This is a genomic window from Variovorax sp. V213 (assembly GCF_041154455.1).
In the GTDB taxonomy this organism is placed as follows: domain Bacteria; phylum Pseudomonadota; class Gammaproteobacteria; order Burkholderiales; family Burkholderiaceae_C; genus Variovorax.
The window spans coordinates 384,306-402,804 of sequence record NZ_AP028664.1; the positions used below are offsets into that span (position 1 = coordinate 384,306).

Below are 18,499 nucleotides of genomic sequence, written 5' to 3' on the forward strand. Positions count from 1 at the left end.
GTCGATGTGCGTCCGATGTGCTTCCAGAGTAGGCGTAGCCCAGGGCGTCCATGAAGGCCGATTCCTTGTTGTCCGCCGCCGCGCTGTGGCCGCCTTCCATGTTCTCGTAGAAGCTGGTGTCGTAGCCCATGGCGGCGAGCCTCGCATACATCTTGCGCGCATGCACCGGGCCCACGCGGTCGTCGCGCGTCGACGTGGTGAAGAGCGCCGGCGGGTAGGGCTGCCCCGGCCGGGCGTTCTCATAGGGAGAAAACGCCTGCATCCACGCCCATTCTTGCGGATCTTCCGGGTCGCCGTATTCGGCGATCCACGAAGCGCCGGCCGACAGCTGGGTGTAGCGCTTCATGTCCAGCAGCGCCACCTCGCTCACGATGGCGCCGTAGAGTCTGGGATGAAGCGTGAGCATGTTGCCCATCAGCAAGCCGCCGTTGCTGCCGCCCATGGCGCCCAGGTGTTGGGGCGAGGTGATGTTGCGCGCGATGAGGTGCTCCGAAACAGCGGCGAAGTCTTCGCAGGTGCGCAGCCGGTTCTGCTGCAGCGCGGCCTGGTGCCAGCGCGGCCCGTACTCGCCGCCGCCGCGGATGTTGGCCACCACGTACACGCCGCCCTGATCGAGCCAGGCACGGCCGATGCTGCCGCTGTAGCTGGGCTGCAGCGAGATCTCGAAGCCGCCGTAGGCGTATTGCAGCGTCGGGTTCCTGCCGTCGGCCTGCAGGTTCTTCGGGGCAACCTCGAAATAGGGCACGCGCGTTCCGTCCTTCGAGGTGGCGAAATGCTGGCTCACGCGATGGCGCGAGGCATCGAAGAACGCGGGGCTGTCTTTCAGCGGCTCGGGCTCGCCCTGGCCGATGGTGCCGATGTAGAGCGTGGTCGGCTGCAGGAAGCCGCTCACGGTCAGAAAATAGTCGTCGTTCTCGTCTTCGTCGATACCGCCGGCGGCGATGGTCGAGAGCTCTGGAGCGCCGCCCAGGCTTTCGCGCTTCCATTCCTGCGAGCCCGCTTGCGGGGTGAGCACTTCGAGCTTGTTCACCACGTCGTGCATCACGTTGAGGATCAGGTGGTGGCGGGTCCACGAATGGTCGTCGAGCGCGGTGGTGTCGTCGGGCTCGAACAGCACGGTGATCTCGCGCTTGCCGGCCATGTAGTCGTCGAACCTCGTCGCCAGCAGCGAGCCCGGCTTGTAGGTGGCGCCACCCACCGTCCAGGGGCTGCGCGGCTCGACCAGCATCCACTCGCGCGTGACCTCGGCGTTGGCGTCGTCGGGCACGTCGATCTTCGCCAGCCGGCCGTCGCTGCCGCGCAGCCAGGTCTCGCTGTCGTAGAAGTCCATCTGGCGCGACACGAAGTCGCGCTCGAAGCCCGGCGTGTTGTCGCGCCAGGCGCTGACCGTCATGTCTTCCGCGCCGCCTTCATACACCGTCGCCGCGCTCGCAAGCGGCGTGCCGCGCTTCCACTCTTTCACGATGCGCGGGTAGCTGGAGCTGGTCATCGAGCCGGGGCCGAAATCTGTGGCCACGTAGAGATGATCGATGTCTTTCCAGGCCACGTTGCTCTTGGCCTCGGGCAGCGTGAAGCCGCCGGTGACGAACTGCCTGAGCTCGAGGTCGAACTCGCGCACCACGTCGGCGTCGGCACCGCCGCGCGAGAGCGAAACCAGGCAGCGCTTGTAGTCGGGCTGGAGGCACTGCGCGCCGTGCCAGACCCAGTTTTCCTTGTCGGCCTCGGCCAGCGCATCGAGATCGATCACGGTCTCCCAGTCGGGCTGCGGCTTGCGGTATTCGGCCAGCGTGGTGCGGCGCCACAGGCCCTTGGGGTTCTTCTTGTCGCGCCAGAAGTTGTAGAAGAGCGGGCCGATCTTGTGCACCATCGGAATCCGCGCATCGGAGTCGAGCACTTCGAGGATGCCTTGCTCCATCTGCTTGAAGGCGGGCGATTGCGCATAGCGCTGCACGGTCTTCGCGTTGTGCTGCCGGGCCCAGTCGAGCTGTTCGGCCCCGTCGATGTCTTCGAGCCACAGGAACTCGTCGGTCTGCATGGAAGCGATGGATGTCATGGGCCCAGTGTACGAATCCGGCGTGAAGAGGGCATGTCCCGGGCAAGGTCCGTTGAAGCTATTGAATTAATAGCGCACCGCGCAAGGGTCTCGGGACAAACCCGCGTTCGATGCTTTCGGCTCGATGGGCAGGGCCGTGCACGGGTATCCTGCCGGAGGGCGCCTGCGCACACAAGGAGACATGACACATGAAACACCTGAGCGGTCTTGATGCCACCTTCCTGCACCTGGAAACCCCCGAGATGCCGATGCACGTGGGTTCGCTCAACGTGCTCGATCTGCCCAAGGGCTACGAGGGCGACTTCTACGAGGATGCCAAGCAGTTCATGGCCAGCCGCATCCACCTGGCCGACGTGTTCACGCGCAAGCTCGCGCTGATGCCCTTCGACATGACCAACCCCGTGTGGGTGGACGACGGCGACATCGACATCGACTACCACGTGCGCCACATCACGCTGCCCAAGCCCGGCACCAACCGGCAGCTGCAGCAGTACGTGGCGCGGCTGCATTCCACGCTGATCGACCGCAGCCGCCCGATGTGGGAGTTCTTCATCATCGACGGCCTGAAAAGCGGGCAGGTGGCGCTCTACACCAAGGTGCACCATGCGGGCATCGACGGGCAGGCCGGCGTGGCCCTTGGCAAGGCCATCTTCGATCTCGAGCCCACGGGCCGAGTGGTGAAGCCGCCGCGCGCACGCCCGCGCAGCAGCGGCTACCAGCTCGGCATGGCCGAACTCGCGACCGCGGCGCTGCGCAACACGGCGCAGCAGTACGTCAAGCTCTTCAAGATGGCGCCGGCCATCGCGCGTGCGCTCGGCGGCCTCGCCAAGCCCGACGAGAAGGCGGCCGAGAAGGCGGCCGCCAGCGCGCCGAAGAAGTTCAACCTCTTTGCGCCGCGCACCTCGCTCAACGTGTCGATCACGAACCAGCGCACCTTTGCGGGCCGCACCATTTCGCTGGCCGAGACCAAGCACATCGCCAAGCACTTCGGCGTGTCGCTCAACGACGTGGTGATGGCCACGGTGGCCGGCGCGCTGCGCCACTACCTGGCCGACAACAACGAGCTGCCCGCCAAGCCGCTGGTGGCCGGCGTGCCCGTGAGCCTGCGCGAAGCGGGCGACGAAACCGCCAACAACCAGGCCAGCATGATCCTCGTGAGCCTGGCCACGGACATCACCGACCCGGTGCAGCGGCTCAAGGCCATCAACGCCTCGTCGACCAGCTCGAAGTCGACCATGAACCGCTTCAAGGCGGTGATCCTGGACGACTTTCCCACCTTTGCCGCCCCCTGGCTGGTGTCGGGCATCGCCTCGATGGTCGGCCGTTCGGGGCTCGTGAACCTGCTGCCGCCGGCCGCCAACGTGGCCATCTCCAACGTGGCTGGCGCGCCGTTCCCGATGTACTTTGCAGGCGCGCTGGTCACCAGCTACTACCCGGTCTCCATCGCGAGCCACGGGACGGCGCTCAACGTCACGGTGCAGAGCTACAACGGCCGCATGGACTACGGCCTCATCGCCTGCCGCCGCGCGGTGCCCGACATCACCGAGATCGGCGACTACCTGCTGGCCGAGCACCAGCTGCTGATGAGCCTCACGCAGAGCCATCCCGCGGCAGCGGGCGCGGCGACCCCGAAGGCGGCCACGCCCGAACCGGCACCTGTCGCGAAAGCGGCGGCAAAGCCTGCCGCGGAACCCGCAGCCAAAAAGGCGGCAGCAAAGAAGTCGCCCGCGGCGAAAGCCCCCGCGGCCAAGGTGCCGGCAGCCAAGACCGCCGCCAGGAAGGTGCCGGCCAAGGCGGCCGCGGGCAAGGCGCCGCCGCGCAAGCCCGCCGCGCCGGCCAAGCGCGCCAGGGCGGCTGCTGCGGCATGATCGGCAGGCTGCGGCCGGAAAATTGGGGCAGTTGGACTAGTTTTTCGACGGTTCTAGCTTTTCAGGCCTAGGCGGTCTGGAAGAAGATCACTCCATCGCGAATCCCGCGACCGATCAACTTCCAGGAAATCACATGACCACGCAAGCTTCTTTCTCTTCCGCTGCCATCCATGTCGTCGGCCAGTACAACGTCGCCGGCAAGACCCTGGTGGGTGCCTATCGTGCCGGCGTGCATCGCCTGCTCGGCGGCGCTGCTTCGCGCTATACCGAATTCCTGGGCAGCCGCCAGATTCCGCTGGTGAGCGAGCAGGTCAAGGCCAACCTGATCGGCGCGCAAGAAAAGATCAACGGCTTCCTGGCCAACCGCCTGGACATCGACACCGGCCGCATCGTCTCGGTGATGGACCGTGTGGCTGCAGGCACCACGAGCGGCATCGAAGCCGTCGCCGGCCGTGTGGCGGGTGTCGATTCGCCCATCGTCACCTCGGTGGTCAAGACCCTGAACGCGCTGAACCAGCCGATCGCCAACGTGTCGGTGCAGATCGCCGACAAGGTGGCCGCCGGCGCCAAGCAGATCGAAGTGCGCGTGAGCGGCACCGAAGAAGCCAAGACCGTGCGTACCGTGAAGGCCAAGGCCGCTGTCGCCAAGAAGCCGGTTCGCCGCACCGCCGCCCGCAAGGCAGCCTGACCCTGGAGCAAGAACGCATGGCGACCCGCCCCGACCCGACCCGAAATCTGCAAAAGAAGACGGCGGCGGCGCCTGCGAAGAAAGCCTCCACGGCCAGAAAAGCACCCGCAGCCAGGAAGACGGCTGCGGCAGCGAAGAAAAAAACTGCTGCTGTCACACCCGAAGCCCGTCCGGACCCCAAGGCCGGCGGCGCCGAAGGCCTGCTGCGCGCGGGCCTGAAGGTGCTTGGCAACGTGCGCGACGACGTCGCCAAGCGGCAGGCCAACGTGATCGAGGGGCTGCTGGGCATCGGCCAGGGCAAGCCCGACGTGGCCGGCGCTGCCAAGGCGGCGATTCCGCGCGGCTTTCCGAGCCTCGACAGCTTCGGCCTGCGCAAGTTCGAAGACGTCTTCGACCAGCGCGTTGCCACCGCCTTGCAGCGGCTCGGCATGCCCAGCGCCGAAGAGGTGCAGGCCTTGCGCGAAGAAGTGGCCCGGCTGCACGAACGCCTGGCGCAACTCGACCCAAAGAACGCCGGCCCGCGCGGCGGCGGCAAACGCTGAGCGTCGGCCCAGCGAAGCACCGACGCACGCAGCAGCCGGTTGTGGCCAGTTCCAACACCACGCGCGATCGCATCCTGCAGGCCAGCCTTGCGCTGTTCAACGCGGAAGGCCTCGCGGCGGTGTCCACGCACAAGATCGCGGCCGAGCTCGGCATGAGCCCGGGCAACCTGCACTATCACTTCAAGGCCAAGCAGCTGATCGTCGAGTGGCTGTTCCGGCGTTTCGAGCAGCGACTCGAGGTGCTCAACGGCTCCACCGATGCGATCACCGCCATCGACGACCTCTGGCTGGCGCTGCACCTGCGCTTCGAAGCCATCGACCAGTACCGGTTCATCTACCGGGACATGGCCTTTCTGGCCAGCGAATACCCCACGCTCGGCCAGCGCGCGCAGGCACTCACCGCGCAGAACCTGGTGTCGGCCCAGGCGCTCTGCGAAGGGCTGGTGGCGTCGGGCGTGATCGAAACCAGTGCCGAGCAGGCGCGCATCCTTGCGCTGCAGATGGTCTTCACCACCACCTGCTGGCTCTCGTTCGAGCGCCTGGTGCCGGGGCGCGACGCGCTGGCGCAGGCCGACCCCGGATTGGCGGCTTTTTACACGCTGACCTTGATTTCCCCGTATGTTTCGAGCGAATCGAGGGCTTACCTTGATTACCTGCGGGGCAAATACCTCGGATAAACATCGCTGTTGTCCGACGGGGCGGTGAAACTTTGGTCCACCATGCTCGTCCTATAAAACGAAGACCAGAAAGGAAAGCAGCCCTCATGACCACTGCAACCCGAGACCACATCGCGCCGCCATCGGGCCTGCTGATGCTGGCCGAAGCGCGCGCCCTCTGGGAAACGGGTGCCGGCATCGCCATGTGGCCGTTGCTGCAGCTCACGCCGCGCGGCGACGGGCACCCGGTGCTCGTGCTGCCGGGCCTCGTGGCGGGCGACGGTTCGACGCTGGTGCTGCGCCGCTACCTGTGCAGCCGCGGCTACGACGCGCATGGCTGGGGCCTGGGCCGCAACTTCGGACCGCGCCAGGGCGTGGAGGATGGCATGGTCGCGCTGCTCAAGTCCCTGCACGAGAAAAGCGGCCAGAAGGTCAGCGTGATCGGCTGGAGCCTGGGCGGGGTCTATGCGCGCCTGCTGGCCTCGGCGCAGCCGGAGCTGGTGCGCAACGTCGTGACCCTGGGCAGCCCGTTTTCCGGCAGCCCGCGCGCCACCAATGCATGGCGCGTGTACGAGGGCGTGAGCGGCCAGAGCTCGCACGACCCGCGCCGCATGAAGTTCGTGCAGCCCACGCCGCCGGTGCCCACGACCTCGATCTTCAGCCGCACCGACGGCGTTGTGGCGTGGCGCTGCAGCATCGAGAAGCCAGGGCCGCAGGCAGAAAACATCGAGGTGGTGGCGAGCCATCTCGGGCTAGGCGCGCATCCCGCGGTGCTCTATGCCCTGGCCGATCGCCTGGCCCAGCCGGAGGGCGAGTGGAAGCCGTTCAACCGCGGCTTGCTGGGGCCGCTGGTCTATCCGGATCCGGACCGCAAGGCCTGAGTTCGCCGTGGCGGGTTATGCCCCTGCCCAGACGTCCAGCACGTAGCGCTGGCCGGCGATCATCTTGTCCATCCAGGCTTGGCTGTCGTGGCCATGCTCGCGCGCCAGGTCGGCGAGCGTGCGCCGCACATCCGGTTCCATGCGCGAACCGTCGCCGCACACGTAGATCACCGCGCCGGCCTCGAGCAGCTTCCACACGGCCGCGCCCTGCTCGCGGATCAAGTCCTGCACATAGACCTTGCGCTCGCTCGCGCGCGAGAACGCGGTGTGCAGCTTCATCAGGCCGCGATGCGACCAGGCCTCGAGTTCCTCGGCATAGATGAAATCCTGCGCGGGGTGCCGGCAGCCGAAGAAGAGCATCGCATCGCCCACTGCCTCGCCGCGCTCGACCCGTGCCGCGCGCTCTTGCAGGAAGCCGCGGAACGGCGCAAGGCCGGTGCCGGGGCCGATCATGACGAGCGGGCGCTGCGAGTCCTCGGGCAGGCGGAAGCCCTCGGCCGTGGTTTCGCGAATCACGCCATGCACCGTGTCGCCGGCTTCGGCGCGCGCAAGGTAGTTGGAGCACACGCCTTCGAAGGTGCCGTTGCCCGAAAGCGCCGGCCCGCTCACCACACCCACCGTGACGCTGCAGCGCCCCGGCGTCATGCTCGGGGAGGACGAGATCGAGTAGTAGCGCGGCGAGAGCGGCGACAGCATTTCGAGGAACACCGCGAACGGCACCTGGCAGGCGCGGTGTTCTTCGAGCAGGTCGAGCAGCGATCTGCGCTTGTGCAGCACCTCGGCCTTGTAGGTGGCCTGAGAGGCGTCGTCGCTGCCCGACAACGCCGCGAGCTTGGGCTTGGTGAACGGGCACTCGGTATACGCCGCAAGCGTGGCGATCTGCTTGCGCGTGGCCACGTCCTGCAACTCGACATAGTCGCCGAGCAGGCGATCGACCGCGATGACCTGGTCGACCGGCAAGGCCGTCTTGCGGCCTGAAGCGGCATGGAGCCGCACATGCGCGGAACGATCGAACCCGAAGCGCGCCATCGCGCGCTCCACCTGGGCCGGGCCGTTGCGCGGCACCACGCTCAGGTGGTCGCCGGGGAGGTAGTTCACGCCCTCGGGCAGTGCCAGTTCGACGTGGCGCGTGGAGCGGCCGCTCTCGGTGTCGCTGCCGGGGTTCTGCAGCTCGCGGTTCTCGATCACGCGCAGTGCCACGGCGCCCAGCGCATCGACGAGCGCGTTCTTCTGCGGCGGGGGCAGTTCCTCGAGCGTGTAGAGCGGCTCGGCCTCGGCCGGCGTGTCGGCGCCGGCCTTGATGCCGAAGGTCTTCACCAGCCGCGGCCAGAGCGCATCGCTCCAGTCCTGGAACGCACCGTCCATGTCCTCGCGCGCATCGCCTTCGCCGCGCGGATGCACGCGCGTGGCACCGAGCGCTTCGAGCCGTTCGTCGATGCGGCGCGGCACCGCCTGGTAGGTGGCGGCCCAGTCGGTGTTGCCGCAGCCGAAGACGCTGAAGCGCACGCCGTTGAGCGAATCGTCGGCCTTGTCGAGCCAGCGATGGAACTCCGCGGCGTTGTCGGGCGCCACGCCGTTGTACGAGGCGCAGACGATCGCCACCGCGCCGCTGGCGGGCAGCCGCTCGGCATAGTCGTCGAGCGAAGCCACCTGCGTCGAGAAGCCGCGCAATTCGCCGGCCTCGGCCAGCTGGCGCGCCAGGTCTTCGGCCGTGCCGAGGTTGGAGCCCTGCAGCACCAGCAGCGAGGTGCCGTGCCGCGCGGCCTGCGGTTTGCGCGCGGCCGGTTGGGCCGGCGTCGCAGGGGTGGTGGCCGCTTCGCCGTTGCCGCGCGGTCGCGTGGCCGGGTCGCGAAGCAGCGCCTTGATCTTGAAGTTCTCCGGCTTGATCGTCAGGGCTTCCTTGATCTTGAGCTTGTAGCCCGTGTGATCGACCAGCGTGAAGCGCTGCAGGATCATGCCCAGCGTGAGCACGGCTTCCTGCAATGCGAACTGGCGCCCGATGCAGGCGCGCTGCCCGTTGCCGAAGGGCTTGAAGGCATTCACCGGCCGCTCGCGCTCGGCTTCGCGGCTGAAGTTGTCCGGGTTGAACTGGTCGGCGTTTTCGCCCCAGATGCCCTTGTCGCGATGCAGCGCCAGCGCGTGCATGATGATCATGTTGTTCTTCTTGATCGTGTACTGGCCGCCGATGGTCGTGTCTTCCTTCGCGCGCATCGAGATCGCGGGCGCGGTCGGGTAGAGGCGCAGGGCCTCCTTCAGCACCTGCATCACGTACTGCAGGCGGTTGACCTGCGCATAGGTCGGCTTCTGCGAAGTGTCGGGTCCGAACACGCTGTCGACCTCGGCTTGCGCCTTGGCCAGCGCCTCGGGGTTCTTCAGCAGGAAGTAGATCGCGAACGAAAGCAGCCCGCTCGTGGTCTCGTGTCCCGCGATGAGGAATTCGATGCACTCGTCGCGGATCATCTTGTCGGTGAGCTTCTCGCCGCTCTTCTTGTCGACGCCCGCGATCATGTAGCTCAGCAGGTCGGGCTTGGTGGCAATGTCGGCCCCGCTCGCGCGGCGCTCCTCGATGATGTCTTCCACCATCTTGTGCATGAAGCGGATGTCTTTTCGCTGCTGGGCGAGCTCCTTCTTGAGCATCAGCTCCTCCAGCGGCAGGCCGCGGCGGTTCTGCACCGTTTCGAGCGTGCGCACCATCGCATCGACGAAGGGATGAAAGCCCTCGCGGTAGAACGAGTTGAAGCGGTAGCCGAAGCCGCACAGGCCGATGGTGTCGAGCGTGAGCGCCGTCATGTCGCGCACCACATCCACCTCTTCGTCGAAGTTCAGCCGTTCCCACTTGGTGACCAGCTGGTCCGCGATGTCCAGCATCATCGGGTGGTAGGCCTGCATGGCGCGCTGGCTGAAGTTGGCCAGCAGGATGTTGTGCGGCTTCGACCAGGTTTCCTCGTGCGTATCGGAAGTGAAGAGCCCGTGCGATGCGGCGCGCAACCGGCGCAGCGCGCCACGCGTGCTCTTGTCGAAGCGCGGCTCTTCGCAGAGCTCGTCCACCAGCGCGGGCGACGACACCACGATCACCGGCATGCCGGGCATGTCCAGCCAGTAGATGCCGCCGAGTTCCTGCGCGATCCTCCACATGTCGAGCACGGGAGAGTCCGATCCGATCGACAGCAGGTTGCCGACGAACGGCTTCTTTGCGGGATGCGGGATCGGATAGAGCGAGTTTTTGCCTGCCATGGGTTCTTGTGCCTTTGGAGTGGACCCGCTTCGGAGATCCGGGGTGTGACACCCGGAGTATCTCGACCGCACGGGGGCGCGGCAGGACGGGGTTTCCCTTAGGAAGCCCCGCGTATCGCTCTTCAGCCGCCGGGACGGACCATCTTGCAGTCGGAGCCCTGGGCCAGCTCGTTTCCGGTGTAGACCGCGTCGGTCCGGAAGCCGTAGCTGGTGCCTTCCCAGCCCGACTTGACACTCTTGCCGTCGACCGGCGCAATGGTGTTGACCACCTGCGGCAACAGCAGCTGGTGGTCCTCGGCGCGCATGCGGACCGGGCCCACCACGGAATCGAAGCGCATGTCTTCGAGCGCGTAGGCCACCTTCACCGTGTCGGTGCTGCCGGCCTTGTTGATGGCGGCGGCCAGCAGGCGCGGCGTGAAGTCGATGCGCGGCGCCAGGAAGTCCTTGCCGGTCTTGGCCTTGTAGGCCTTGGCGAGCGCATCGACCCGCGGCGTGTCGGCCTGGCCCGGATGCCATTCGGCGACCCAGGTCAGCTGCCCCAGCTTGGCCTGAGACACCGCCAGCACCGTGCCAGGCACCGAGCCCGCGCTGTGGTTGAAGTAGCGCAGGTTGTAGCCCGCATCGCCAGCGGCCTTGAGCAGCAGGGTCATGTCCTGCCCCCAGTTGCCGGTAATGACCGAGTCGGCCCCGCTTTGCTTGATGTTCGCGATGTAGGGCGAGAAGTCTTTCACGCGGCCGATGGGGTGCAGCGTTTCGCCCACGAACTGCACGTCGGGCCGCGCCAGGCCCACCAGCTGGCGCCCGTAGCTCGCCCATTGCTTGCCGTGGGCATAGTCCTGGTTCAGCAGGTAGACCTTCTTCACGTCGGGCGTCTTCTTGATGTAGTTGGCCAGCGCCTTCATCTTCATCGCGGTGTTGGCCTCGGTCTGGAAGTGCCAGAAGCTGCAGGTCTTGCCTGTCATCTCGGGGTCGATCGAGGAATGGTTCAGCACGATCAGCTCCTTGCCCGGATTGCGCTGGTTCCAGCGCGCCACCGACTGCACGAGCGCGGTGACCACCGAGGAACCCGACCCGCCCGTGACAATGGCCCTGGCGCCCTGGTCGATGGCCGCCTGCAGCGCACTCTGGCTTTCCTGCGCCGAGAGCTTGCTGTCGAATTGCAGCAGCTGCAGCCTGGTGCCGCCGAGCACGCCGCCCTTGGCGTTGATCTCCTCGATGGCGTATTGCGTGTGCATGAGCATCAGCTCGCCCACGTTGGCGAACGGCCCGGAGAGCGGATCGATGTAGGCGATCTTGTAGGTGGGCTGCTGGGCCTCTGCGGTGCCCGCCAGGGCCAGCAGCGAGGCGAGGGCGATAGGCACCATGGGCACGCGTGTGGATTTCATGTCCGTCTGTCTCCGATGTCGTTGGAAAAACTTCTGCGGAGGGCGCGGCGACGCGTCTTCCGCTTCAACGCGGTTCTTTGACGCTGCGCAGGCCGATCACGCGGCTCGCCAGCCTGGTGAGCTCGGCCGCCACTTCGTCGGGCGAGAGGCGGCCGCCGGGCCGGTACCAGCTGTAGAGAAAGCCCGGCAGGCTGCAGGCGGCCAGCGCGGTGATCTTGGTCTCGGTGAAGTCCAGGTCGCCGTCGCGGCGGGCTTCTTCGAGCAGCGGGCAGAGCAGGTCGTAGAAGTGATGCGCGAGCTTCTTTTGCGCGGCGATGTATTCGGGCCGGTACACCTGCGGCTCACGGTACGGAAAGAAGGCGCAGGGATGGTGCGCGATGGTGGCGCGGATCAGCCGCTCGATGCCTTCGAGCACCTTCTCGCTCGCGCGGCGCGGATCGCCCGCGGCGAAGTCGAGCGCGGTGAAGCAGTCGACCGCGGGGCGCCACGAAAGCGTTTCGAAGATCTCCTGCTTGTCGCGGAAGTAGTAGTACACGAAGGGCTTGGTCACGCCCAGCGCCCGAACGATCTGCGCCATGGTCGTGTTGGCGTAACCCTGCGCGGCAAAGAGCCGTGCCGCCGCCTGCAGGATGCGTTCGCGTTGCAGGTCGGTGCCCTGCGTGGCAGCCCGCTGTCGGCCGGTGCCCTGTGGCAGGTGCGCCTGTGCCGAGCCCTTGCCAGAGGGTTTGTGCCGTGTCGCCGAAGTTATACCCATGGGTAGGATTGTTGGTGCACCATGCACTCGTTGGCAAGCGCCCGCCCCCCGCGGGCGGCTATCGATAACCCTGAGGAAGTGACGCCATGGAGACATTGCCCGACCGCCCGCAACAACCCCTGCACGAATACCTGCGTGCGCATGCGCGAGAGCGCGGCGACCGCGCCGCCTGCATCTGGTACGGGCAAGCGATGACATGGGCGCAGCTCGACCGCGCCAGCGATGCGTTCGCAGCCAGGCTGCAGGCTATCGGCGTGAAGAAGGGCGAGCCGGTGGTGCTGTTCCTCAACAACTGTCCGCAGTATCTGGTCGCGCATTTCGGCATCCAGAAGATCGGCGCCATCGTCTGCCCGAGCAGTCCGCTCAACAAGGAGCATGAGCTGGGCTACCAGGTCAAAGACCTCGGGGCGCGCGCGATCGTTGCCGCCGCACCGCTGCTGCCGGTGGTGCGCAAGGTGCAGCCGGAGAGCGCACTCGCGCACGTGTTCGTGGTGCACTACGCCGACCTGCTGCCCGAGCAGCCCACGCTCGATTTGCCAGCCGAACTGCTGGCCGAGCGCGATGCCACGCGCAGCGTGCCCGCGGACTGCGAAGATTTCCTGGCCGTGATGCGAAGCGGCGCCGTGCCGCAGCCCGTGGCCATCGATCTCGACGACGTGGCGCTCATGACCTACACCTCGGGCACCACGGGGCTCCCGAAGGGCGCCATGCTGAGCTATGGCAACGCACTCTTCAAGACGCGCGCGGCGTCCGACTGCAACGGCGTGGCAAGCAGCGACGTGCTGCTGTCGATTCCACCGCTCTATCACATCGCCGGCATGCTGATGGGCGTGAACGTGCCGGTGCTCAGCGGCGCGGCGTCGGTGCTGCTGCAACGCTTCGATCCGCGCGCCGTGCTGCAGGCCATTGCGCAGTACAAGGTGAACTGGTGGTACAGCATCGCGCCGATGAACGTGGCCTGCATGCAGGTGCCGGACATCGCGAGCTTCGATCTCTCCAGCCTCCGGCGCAATCCGGTCACGAGCTTCGGCATTACCTTTACCGAATCGCTGGCCGCGCAGTGGCGCTCGCATGCGCCCAACTGCGTATCGTTCGAAGCCGCCTACGGGCTCAGCGAAACCCACACCTGCGACACCTACACGCCGTACCATGCGCCGCGCTGGGGCACGCAGGGCATTGCGGTGCCGGGCGTGACCATCCGCATCGTCGACACCGAGACGCAGGCCGATGTGCCCACCGGCGAGGTCGGCGAGATCGTGCTGTCCAGCCCGGGCTGCTTCAAGGGCTACTGGAACAAGCCCGAAGCGACGGCGGCCACGCTGCGCAATGGCTGGGTGCATACCGGCGACATGGGCAAGCTCGATGTGGACGGCTACCTCACTTTCATCGGCCGCTTCAAGGAGATGATCAAGGTTTCGGGCTACAGCGTGTTCCCGGAACAGGTCGAGACCATCCTCATCAAGCATCCCGCCGTGGCGCAGGCGGCAGTGATCGCGCAGCCCGACGCCGAGAAGGGCGAGGTGGTCAAGGCCTTCATCGTGCGCAAGCCCGGCGCCGCGCTCGAGGCCGAGGCGCTCATTGCCTGGTCGCGCGACAACATGGCGAGCTACAAGGCGCCGCGCGCCGTGAGCTTCATCGATGCGTTGCCGACCACCGGCGCCGGCAAGGTGCTGCGCCGGCTGCTGAAAGACAAGACCTGAAAGGCGCTCTCTTGTTCTCCAAGATCCTGATTGCCAACCGCGGCGAGATTGCCGTGCGGCTGGTGCGCGCGCTGCGCGACCTGGGCATTGCCAGCGTGGCGGTGCACGCGCGCGACGACGCCTCCGCGCTGCATCTGCAGCTGGCCGATGCCGTGGTGGCGCTCGATGCAGCAGGTCCGTCGGCCTATCTCGATATTGCGGCCCTGATCGAAGTTGCGCGCGCGCAGGGCTGCGACGCGGTGCATCCCGGCTACGGCTTCCTGAGCGAGCGTGCCGACTTCGCAAAGGCGTGCGCCGAGGCCGGGCTGGTCTTCATCGGCCCGACCCCCGATCAGTTGGCGCTGTTCGGCGACAAGGCACGCGCGCGCGCACTCGCCACGCAATGCGACGTACCGGTGATGCCGGGCAGCGCCGGCGCGGCGACGCTTGCGCAGGCGCAGGCTTTTTTTGCCGAGCAGCATGCGCAGGGTGCGGGCGTGATGATCAAGGCGATTGGCGGCGGCGGCGGGCGCGGCATGCGCGCGGTGCTTCATGCGGACGAGTTGCCTGAAGCGCATGCGCGCTGCATGTCGGAAGCCAAGGCGGCCTTCGGTGTCGAAGGCGTGTACGTCGAGCGCCTGATGCGCAATGCCCGCCATATCGAGGTGCAGGTGCTGGGTGATGGGCAGGCCGTGGCCAGCCTCGGCGAGCGCGAGTGCACCTTGCAACGGCGCTTCCAGAAACTGGTGGAAATTGCGCCCAGCCCTTCGCTGCCCGATGCGCTGCGCGCGCAGGTCACGCAGGCTGCGCTGCGCATGGCCAGAGCCGTGGGCTATCGCAGCCTGGGCACTTTCGAATTCCTGGTCGATGCCGAGTCGCCCACGCTTCCCTTCGTCTTCATCGAGGCCAACCCGCGGCTGCAGGTCGAACACACGGTGACCGAAGCCGTGACCGGCCTCGACCTGGTGCAGCTGCAGATCGCGGTGGCCGCCGGCCAGCCGCTGAGTGCACTCGGGGTGGACGCGGACCGGACGGCACCGCAACGCGGCTTCGCGGTGCAATGGCGCATCAATGCGGAGACGCTCGACGCAGAGGGCAATGCGCGGCCTTCGGGTGGCGCGTTGGCGCGTTTCGATCTGCCGGCGGGGCTGGGCGTGCGCGTCGACACGCACGGCCAGGCGGGGCTTGCGCCTTCGCCGCACTACGACACCTTGCTCGCCAAGCTGATCGTGCATTCGCCATCGCCGCAGTTCGCCGATGCACTGCGCCGCTCGCTGCGTGCGCTGGACGAATGCCACATCGACGGCATTGCCACCAATCTTGCGTTGCTCCGTGCCATCGCGGCGCGGACCGAGTTCGCGAGCCAGGCGGTGCACACGCGGTTCGTGGAGGCGCATTTGGGCGACCTGCTGGCCTCGGCGGCCGCATTGGAAAAGAAGCGGCCGAAGAAGATCGCACCCGTTCCCGATGCCGCAAGCGCACAGCACGGCGATGTTTCCGAGGACACCGACGACCTGACCGTCAAGGCGCCCATGCCCGCAAGGCTGGTGCAGTTCGAAGTGTCGGTGGGCGATGTGTTGCCGGCCGGTGCGCAGCTCGGTGTGCTCGAGGCGATGAAGATGGAGCACCTGCTGCATGCGCCCACTGCCGGCAGGGTGGTTGCGTTGCTGGCCGAGCCGGGCGATTACCTTGTCGAGGGCCAGTCGCTGGTGCGGCTGGAGCCCGTCGATGCGCAGGCGGTTGAAGCCGAGGCGCGCGCCGAGCACGACCTCGACGCCTTCCGTCCCGATCTGCAGAAGGTGATCGACCGCCATGCCTACACGCTCGATGCCAACCGCGGCCAGGCCGTGGCCAAGCGGCACGCGCAGGGCGGACGCACCGCGCGCGAGAACATCGCCGACCTGTGCGACACCGCGTCGGACCCCGGCAACTTCATCGAGTACGGCGCGCTTGCCGTCGCCGCGCAGACGCGGCGACGCACGCTCGAAGACCTGATCGCCAACACGCCAGCCGATGGCATGGTGACAGGCCTGGGAAGCATCAACGCGAAGCAGTTCGGCCCCGAGGTGTCGCGCTGCGCCGTGCTGGCCTACGACTACACGGTGCTGGCCGGCACGCAGGGCATGCGCAACCACCACAAGACCGACCGGCTGCTGGCGGTGGCGCACCAGCTCAAGCTGCCGGTGGTGCTGTTCGCCGAGGGCGGCGGCGGGCGGCCGGGCGATACCGACATGCCCATCGTCGCGGGCCTCAACAACCACACCTTCAGCCAGTTCGCGGCGCTGTCGGGCAAGGTGCCGGTGGTGGGCATCGTGCATGGCCGCTGCTTCGCGGGCAACGCGGCGCTGCTGGGCTGCGCCGACGTGATCATCGCCACCAGGGCAAGCAACATCGGCATGAGCGGCCCCGCGATGATCGAGGGCGGCGGGCTCGGCACCTTCGCGCCGGAGCAGATCGGGCCGAGCAGCGTGCAGTCGCGCAATGGCGTGATCGACATCCTCGTGGAAGACGAAGCCGCCGCCGTTGCCGCCGCCAAGCAGTACCTTTCGTATTTCCAGGGGGTGACGACCGGCTGGCAATGCGCCGACCCGCGCATGCTGCGCCACGTGGTGCCCGAGAACCGGCTGCGCGTGTACGACGTGCGCGCCGCGATGCGCGGCGTGGCCGACACCGGCTCGCTGCTCGAACTGCGTGCCGGCTTCGGAGCGGGCATCGTCACGGCGCTCGCGCGCATCGAGGGCAAGCCGGTGGGACTGATGGCGAACAACCCGCATCACCTCGGCGGTGCCATCGACGTGGAGGCAGCCGACAAGTCCGCGCGCTTCATGCAGCTGTGCAACGCGCACGGGTTGCCGATCGTCTCGCTGTGCGACACGCCGGGTTTCATGGTGGGCCCGGAGATCGAGGCAGAGGCCCAGGTTCGCCACGTGTGCCGCATGTTCATGGTGGCGTCTCATCTGCGCGTGCCCTTCTTCGCCGTGGTGCTGCGCAAGGGCTATGGCCTGGGCGCGCAGGCCATGACGGCCGGCGGCTTCGACGCGCCGGTGTTCACGGTGGCCTGGCCCACGGGCGAGTTCGGCGCCATGGGGCTCGAAGGCGCGGTGCGCCTGGGCTACCGCAAGGAGCTGGCCGCGGTGCCCGAAGGTGCCGAGCGCGATGCGTTGTTCAAGAAGCTGGTGGCACAGCAGTACGCCAACGGCGAGGCCATCCACATGGCGCAAACGCTGGAGATCGACGCGGTGATCGATCCTGCCGAAACGCGCACCTGGCTGGTGCGCGGACTCGCATCCGCAGCGCGTCCAATGGAGGCGCCCTTGCCCTATGTAGACACTTGGTAACTATGCATTAGACCTCGTCACATGCGAGGGCAAGGGGGCTCCGTACACTGAGTCGCTTTGCGCATGAAACTGGGTTCGCATTGGCTTTCGGTTCTTCGCCAAGGGGTGCTGCGGCACGCAGTGGCCGCGGTCGGATTCTTGCTGCTGGCTGCTGCGGTGGCCGTGCAAGCGGTCCAGCCGACGGCGCGTCCGCGCCAGCCCGCCGAGGCGCAGTGGGTGGCCGGCTGGGCTGCCGCCCCGATGGACTTCCGAGAGTTGAGTGCAAATCCGCTCTTTACGGCAGCGGCTCCCCGGCCGGGCGGTGACGCCTTCCGCGGGCAGACGGTGCGGCAGCGGTTCGAGCCCGCGCTCGGTGGCGAGCGTGTTCGCGTCCGTTTCTCCAATCGATTCGGCAAGACACCCTTGCGCGTTGCCGCGGCGAGCGTGGCGCGCAGCACCGGCGGTGGCGCGATCTCGCCATCCACGCTGCGAGTGCTGCGCTTCGGCGGGCGCGGCAGCGTGGTCGTCGCACCGGGCGCGGAAGTCTTCAGCGATGGCGTCGATCTGAAAATCGAGGCTGGACAGGCGGTGGTTGCGAGCGCCTTTTTCGATCGCGCCGTGCCTTTTGCGACCGTTCACCTGCAGGCGCCCGACGCGAGCTGGGTGGCCGGCGGCAACGCCATTGCCGCGGCCACGCTGCCGGATGCCGCGCCCTTGGCGCTGAATCACATCGTGACGGGCCTCGACGTGATGACCTCGCAGCCCACGCGCGCGGTGGTCGCGTTTGGCGACTCGATCACCGCGGGCGGCGGCGAGGCGGGCGACGGGTCGTACCCCGACCTGCTTGCAACGCGGCTGCGCAACAGCTCCGCGACGGCGCAGCCAGTGTCGGTGCTCAACGCGGGCATTGGCGGCAACCGGCTGCTGGTCGACGGGATCGGCCCCAACGGCCTTTCGCGCTTTGCGCGCGATGCGCTGGGGCAGGCGGGCGTGACGCACGTGATCGTGCTGCTCGGCACCAACGATATCGGCCGCAGCGTGTTCGTCGGGCTGCCGGGGCGGCCGACGCCCGAGCACGAGGTGGCGACCGCGCAGCGCATCACCGATGGCCTGCAGCAGTTGGTCAAGCAGGCCCGCGCCAAGGGCGTGAAGATTCTGATCGGCACCGTGCCGCCGTTCAAGAACACACCCTATTGGTCGGAAACGTCCGAAGCCATGCGCGGCGAGGTCAACCGATGGATCCGCAGCCGCCAGGACGTGGACGGCGTGATCGATTTCGATGCCATTCTGCGCAACCCCGCCGATCCGATGACGCTGAATCCCCTCTACGACAACGGCGACCACCTGCACCCCAACAAGGCGGGCCATGCCGCCATGGCAGCGGCCGTCGATCTTCGCGAACTGCAGGAGTGAGCGCCAACAAAGGTGTTGGTCCTGCGAAA

General features: G+C 67.3%; 11 protein-coding genes and 1 pseudogene. 8 read left to right on the plus strand and 4 right to left on the minus strand.

The window, feature by feature from the left end; translation table 11 throughout:
• Nucleotides 1-121: 121 nt before the first annotated feature.
• Nucleotides 122-2,053, minus strand: a pseudogene (locus ACAM55_RS01970) (prolyl oligopeptidase family protein); the annotation flags it as partial.
• A 188-nt stretch (nt 2,054-2,241) separates the two neighbouring features.
• On the opposite strand from ACAM55_RS01970, the gene ACAM55_RS01975 reads away from it, so the two are divergent.
• From ACAM55_RS01975 to ACAM55_RS01995, 5 genes are all read left to right on the plus strand, one after another.
• A complete protein-coding gene (locus tag ACAM55_RS01975; protein WP_369654430.1) occupies nt 2,242-3,921 on the plus strand; it encodes a wax ester/triacylglycerol synthase family O-acyltransferase in 1,680 nt (559 codons plus the stop codon).
• A 133-nt stretch (nt 3,922-4,054) separates the two neighbouring features.
• Nucleotides 4,055-4,609, plus strand: coding sequence for a hypothetical protein (locus ACAM55_RS01980; RefSeq protein WP_369654431.1), 555 nt, complete (start codon nt 4,055-4,057; stop codon nt 4,607-4,609).
• Nucleotides 4,610-4,626: 17 nt separating this feature from the next.
• Complete coding sequence (locus tag ACAM55_RS01985) at nt 4,627-5,151, plus strand: phasin family protein (protein WP_369654432.1); 525 nt, start codon at nt 4,627-4,629, stop codon at nt 5,149-5,151.
• 41 nt (nt 5,152-5,192) lie between these two features.
• The gene (locus ACAM55_RS01990) at nt 5,193-5,828 is read left to right on the plus strand and encodes a TetR/AcrR family transcriptional regulator (protein ID WP_369654433.1); all 636 of its coding nucleotides are present in this window, start codon (nt 5,193-5,195) and stop codon (nt 5,826-5,828) included.
• A gap of 86 nt (nt 5,829-5,914) precedes the next feature.
• Nucleotides 5,915-6,688 carry an esterase/lipase family protein gene (locus ACAM55_RS01995; RefSeq protein ID WP_369654434.1) on the plus strand — a complete coding sequence of 258 codons (774 nt, stop codon included), beginning with the start codon at nt 5,915-5,917 and terminating at the stop codon, nt 6,686-6,688.
• 15 nt (nt 6,689-6,703) lie between these two features.
• Here the strand turns inward: ACAM55_RS01995 and ACAM55_RS02000 are convergent, their stop codons facing one another.
• The 3 genes from ACAM55_RS02000 to ACAM55_RS02010 all read right to left on the minus strand — a co-directional run bounded on the left by ACAM55_RS02000 (nt 6,704) and on the right by ACAM55_RS02010 (nt 12,061).
• Entirely contained in the window at nt 6,704-9,922 is a 3,219-nt protein-coding gene (locus tag ACAM55_RS02000; RefSeq protein ID WP_369654435.1) for a bifunctional cytochrome P450/NADPH--P450 reductase, read from the minus strand.
• Nucleotides 9,923-10,044: 122 nt separating this feature from the next.
• On the minus strand, nt 10,045-11,307 hold the full coding sequence (locus ACAM55_RS02005; protein WP_369654436.1) for a branched-chain amino acid ABC transporter substrate-binding protein: 1,263 nt from the start codon (nt 11,305-11,307) through the stop codon (nt 10,045-10,047).
• 64 nt (nt 11,308-11,371) lie between these two features.
• Complete coding sequence (locus ACAM55_RS02010; RefSeq protein ID WP_369654437.1) at nt 11,372-12,061, minus strand: TetR/AcrR family transcriptional regulator; 690 nt, start codon at nt 12,059-12,061, stop codon at nt 11,372-11,374.
• 86 nt (nt 12,062-12,147) lie between these two features.
• Here ACAM55_RS02010 and ACAM55_RS02015 point away from each other — a divergent pair, with 86 nt between their 5' ends.
• The 3 genes from ACAM55_RS02015 to ACAM55_RS02025 all read left to right on the plus strand — a co-directional run bounded on the left by ACAM55_RS02015 (nt 12,148) and on the right by ACAM55_RS02025 (nt 18,470).
• Complete coding sequence (locus ACAM55_RS02015) at nt 12,148-13,761, plus strand: AMP-binding protein (protein WP_369654438.1); 1,614 nt, start codon at nt 12,148-12,150, stop codon at nt 13,759-13,761.
• Between the two features lie 11 nt (nt 13,762-13,772).
• The gene (locus ACAM55_RS02020) at nt 13,773-17,078 is read left to right on the plus strand and encodes a carboxyl transferase domain-containing protein (RefSeq protein ID WP_369654439.1); all 3,306 of its coding nucleotides are present in this window, start codon (nt 13,773-13,775) and stop codon (nt 17,076-17,078) included.
• Nucleotides 17,079-17,141: 63 nt separating this feature from the next.
• Nucleotides 17,142-18,470 (plus strand): GDSL-type esterase/lipase family protein, encoded by a 1,329-nt coding sequence (locus ACAM55_RS02025; protein ID WP_369654440.1) that lies wholly within the window; start codon nt 17,142-17,144, stop codon nt 18,468-18,470.
• Nucleotides 18,471-18,499 lie beyond the last annotated feature (29 nt).

Excerpts from the sequence above, each read along its gene's own strand:
- ACAM55_RS01975 (WP_369654430.1), top strand. The coding sequence starts at position 2,242 with ATGAAACACCTGAGCGGTCTTGATGCCACCTTCCTGCACCTGGAAACC.
- ACAM55_RS01980 (WP_369654431.1), top strand. The coding sequence starts at position 4,055 with ATGACCACGCAAGCTTCTTTCTCTTCCGCTGCCATCCATGTCGTCGGC.
- ACAM55_RS01985 (WP_369654432.1), top strand. The coding sequence starts at position 4,627 with ATGGCGACCCGCCCCGACCCGACCCGAAATCTGCAAAAGAAGACGGCG.
- ACAM55_RS01995 (WP_369654434.1), top strand. The coding sequence starts at position 5,915 with ATGACCACTGCAACCCGAGACCACATCGCGCCGCCATCGGGCCTGCTG.
- ACAM55_RS02000 (WP_369654435.1), bottom strand. The coding sequence starts at position 9,922 with ATGGCAGGCAAAAACTCGCTCTATCCGATCCCGCATCCCGCAAAGAAG.
- ACAM55_RS02005 (WP_369654436.1), bottom strand. The coding sequence starts at position 11,307 with ATGAAATCCACACGCGTGCCCATGGTGCCTATCGCCCTCGCCTCGCTG.
- ACAM55_RS02010 (WP_369654437.1), bottom strand. The coding sequence starts at position 12,061 with ATGGGTATAACTTCGGCGACACGGCACAAACCCTCTGGCAAGGGCTCG.
- ACAM55_RS02015 (WP_369654438.1), top strand. The coding sequence starts at position 12,148 with ATGGAGACATTGCCCGACCGCCCGCAACAACCCCTGCACGAATACCTG.
- ACAM55_RS02025 (WP_369654440.1), top strand. The coding sequence starts at position 17,142 with ATGAAACTGGGTTCGCATTGGCTTTCGGTTCTTCGCCAAGGGGTGCTG.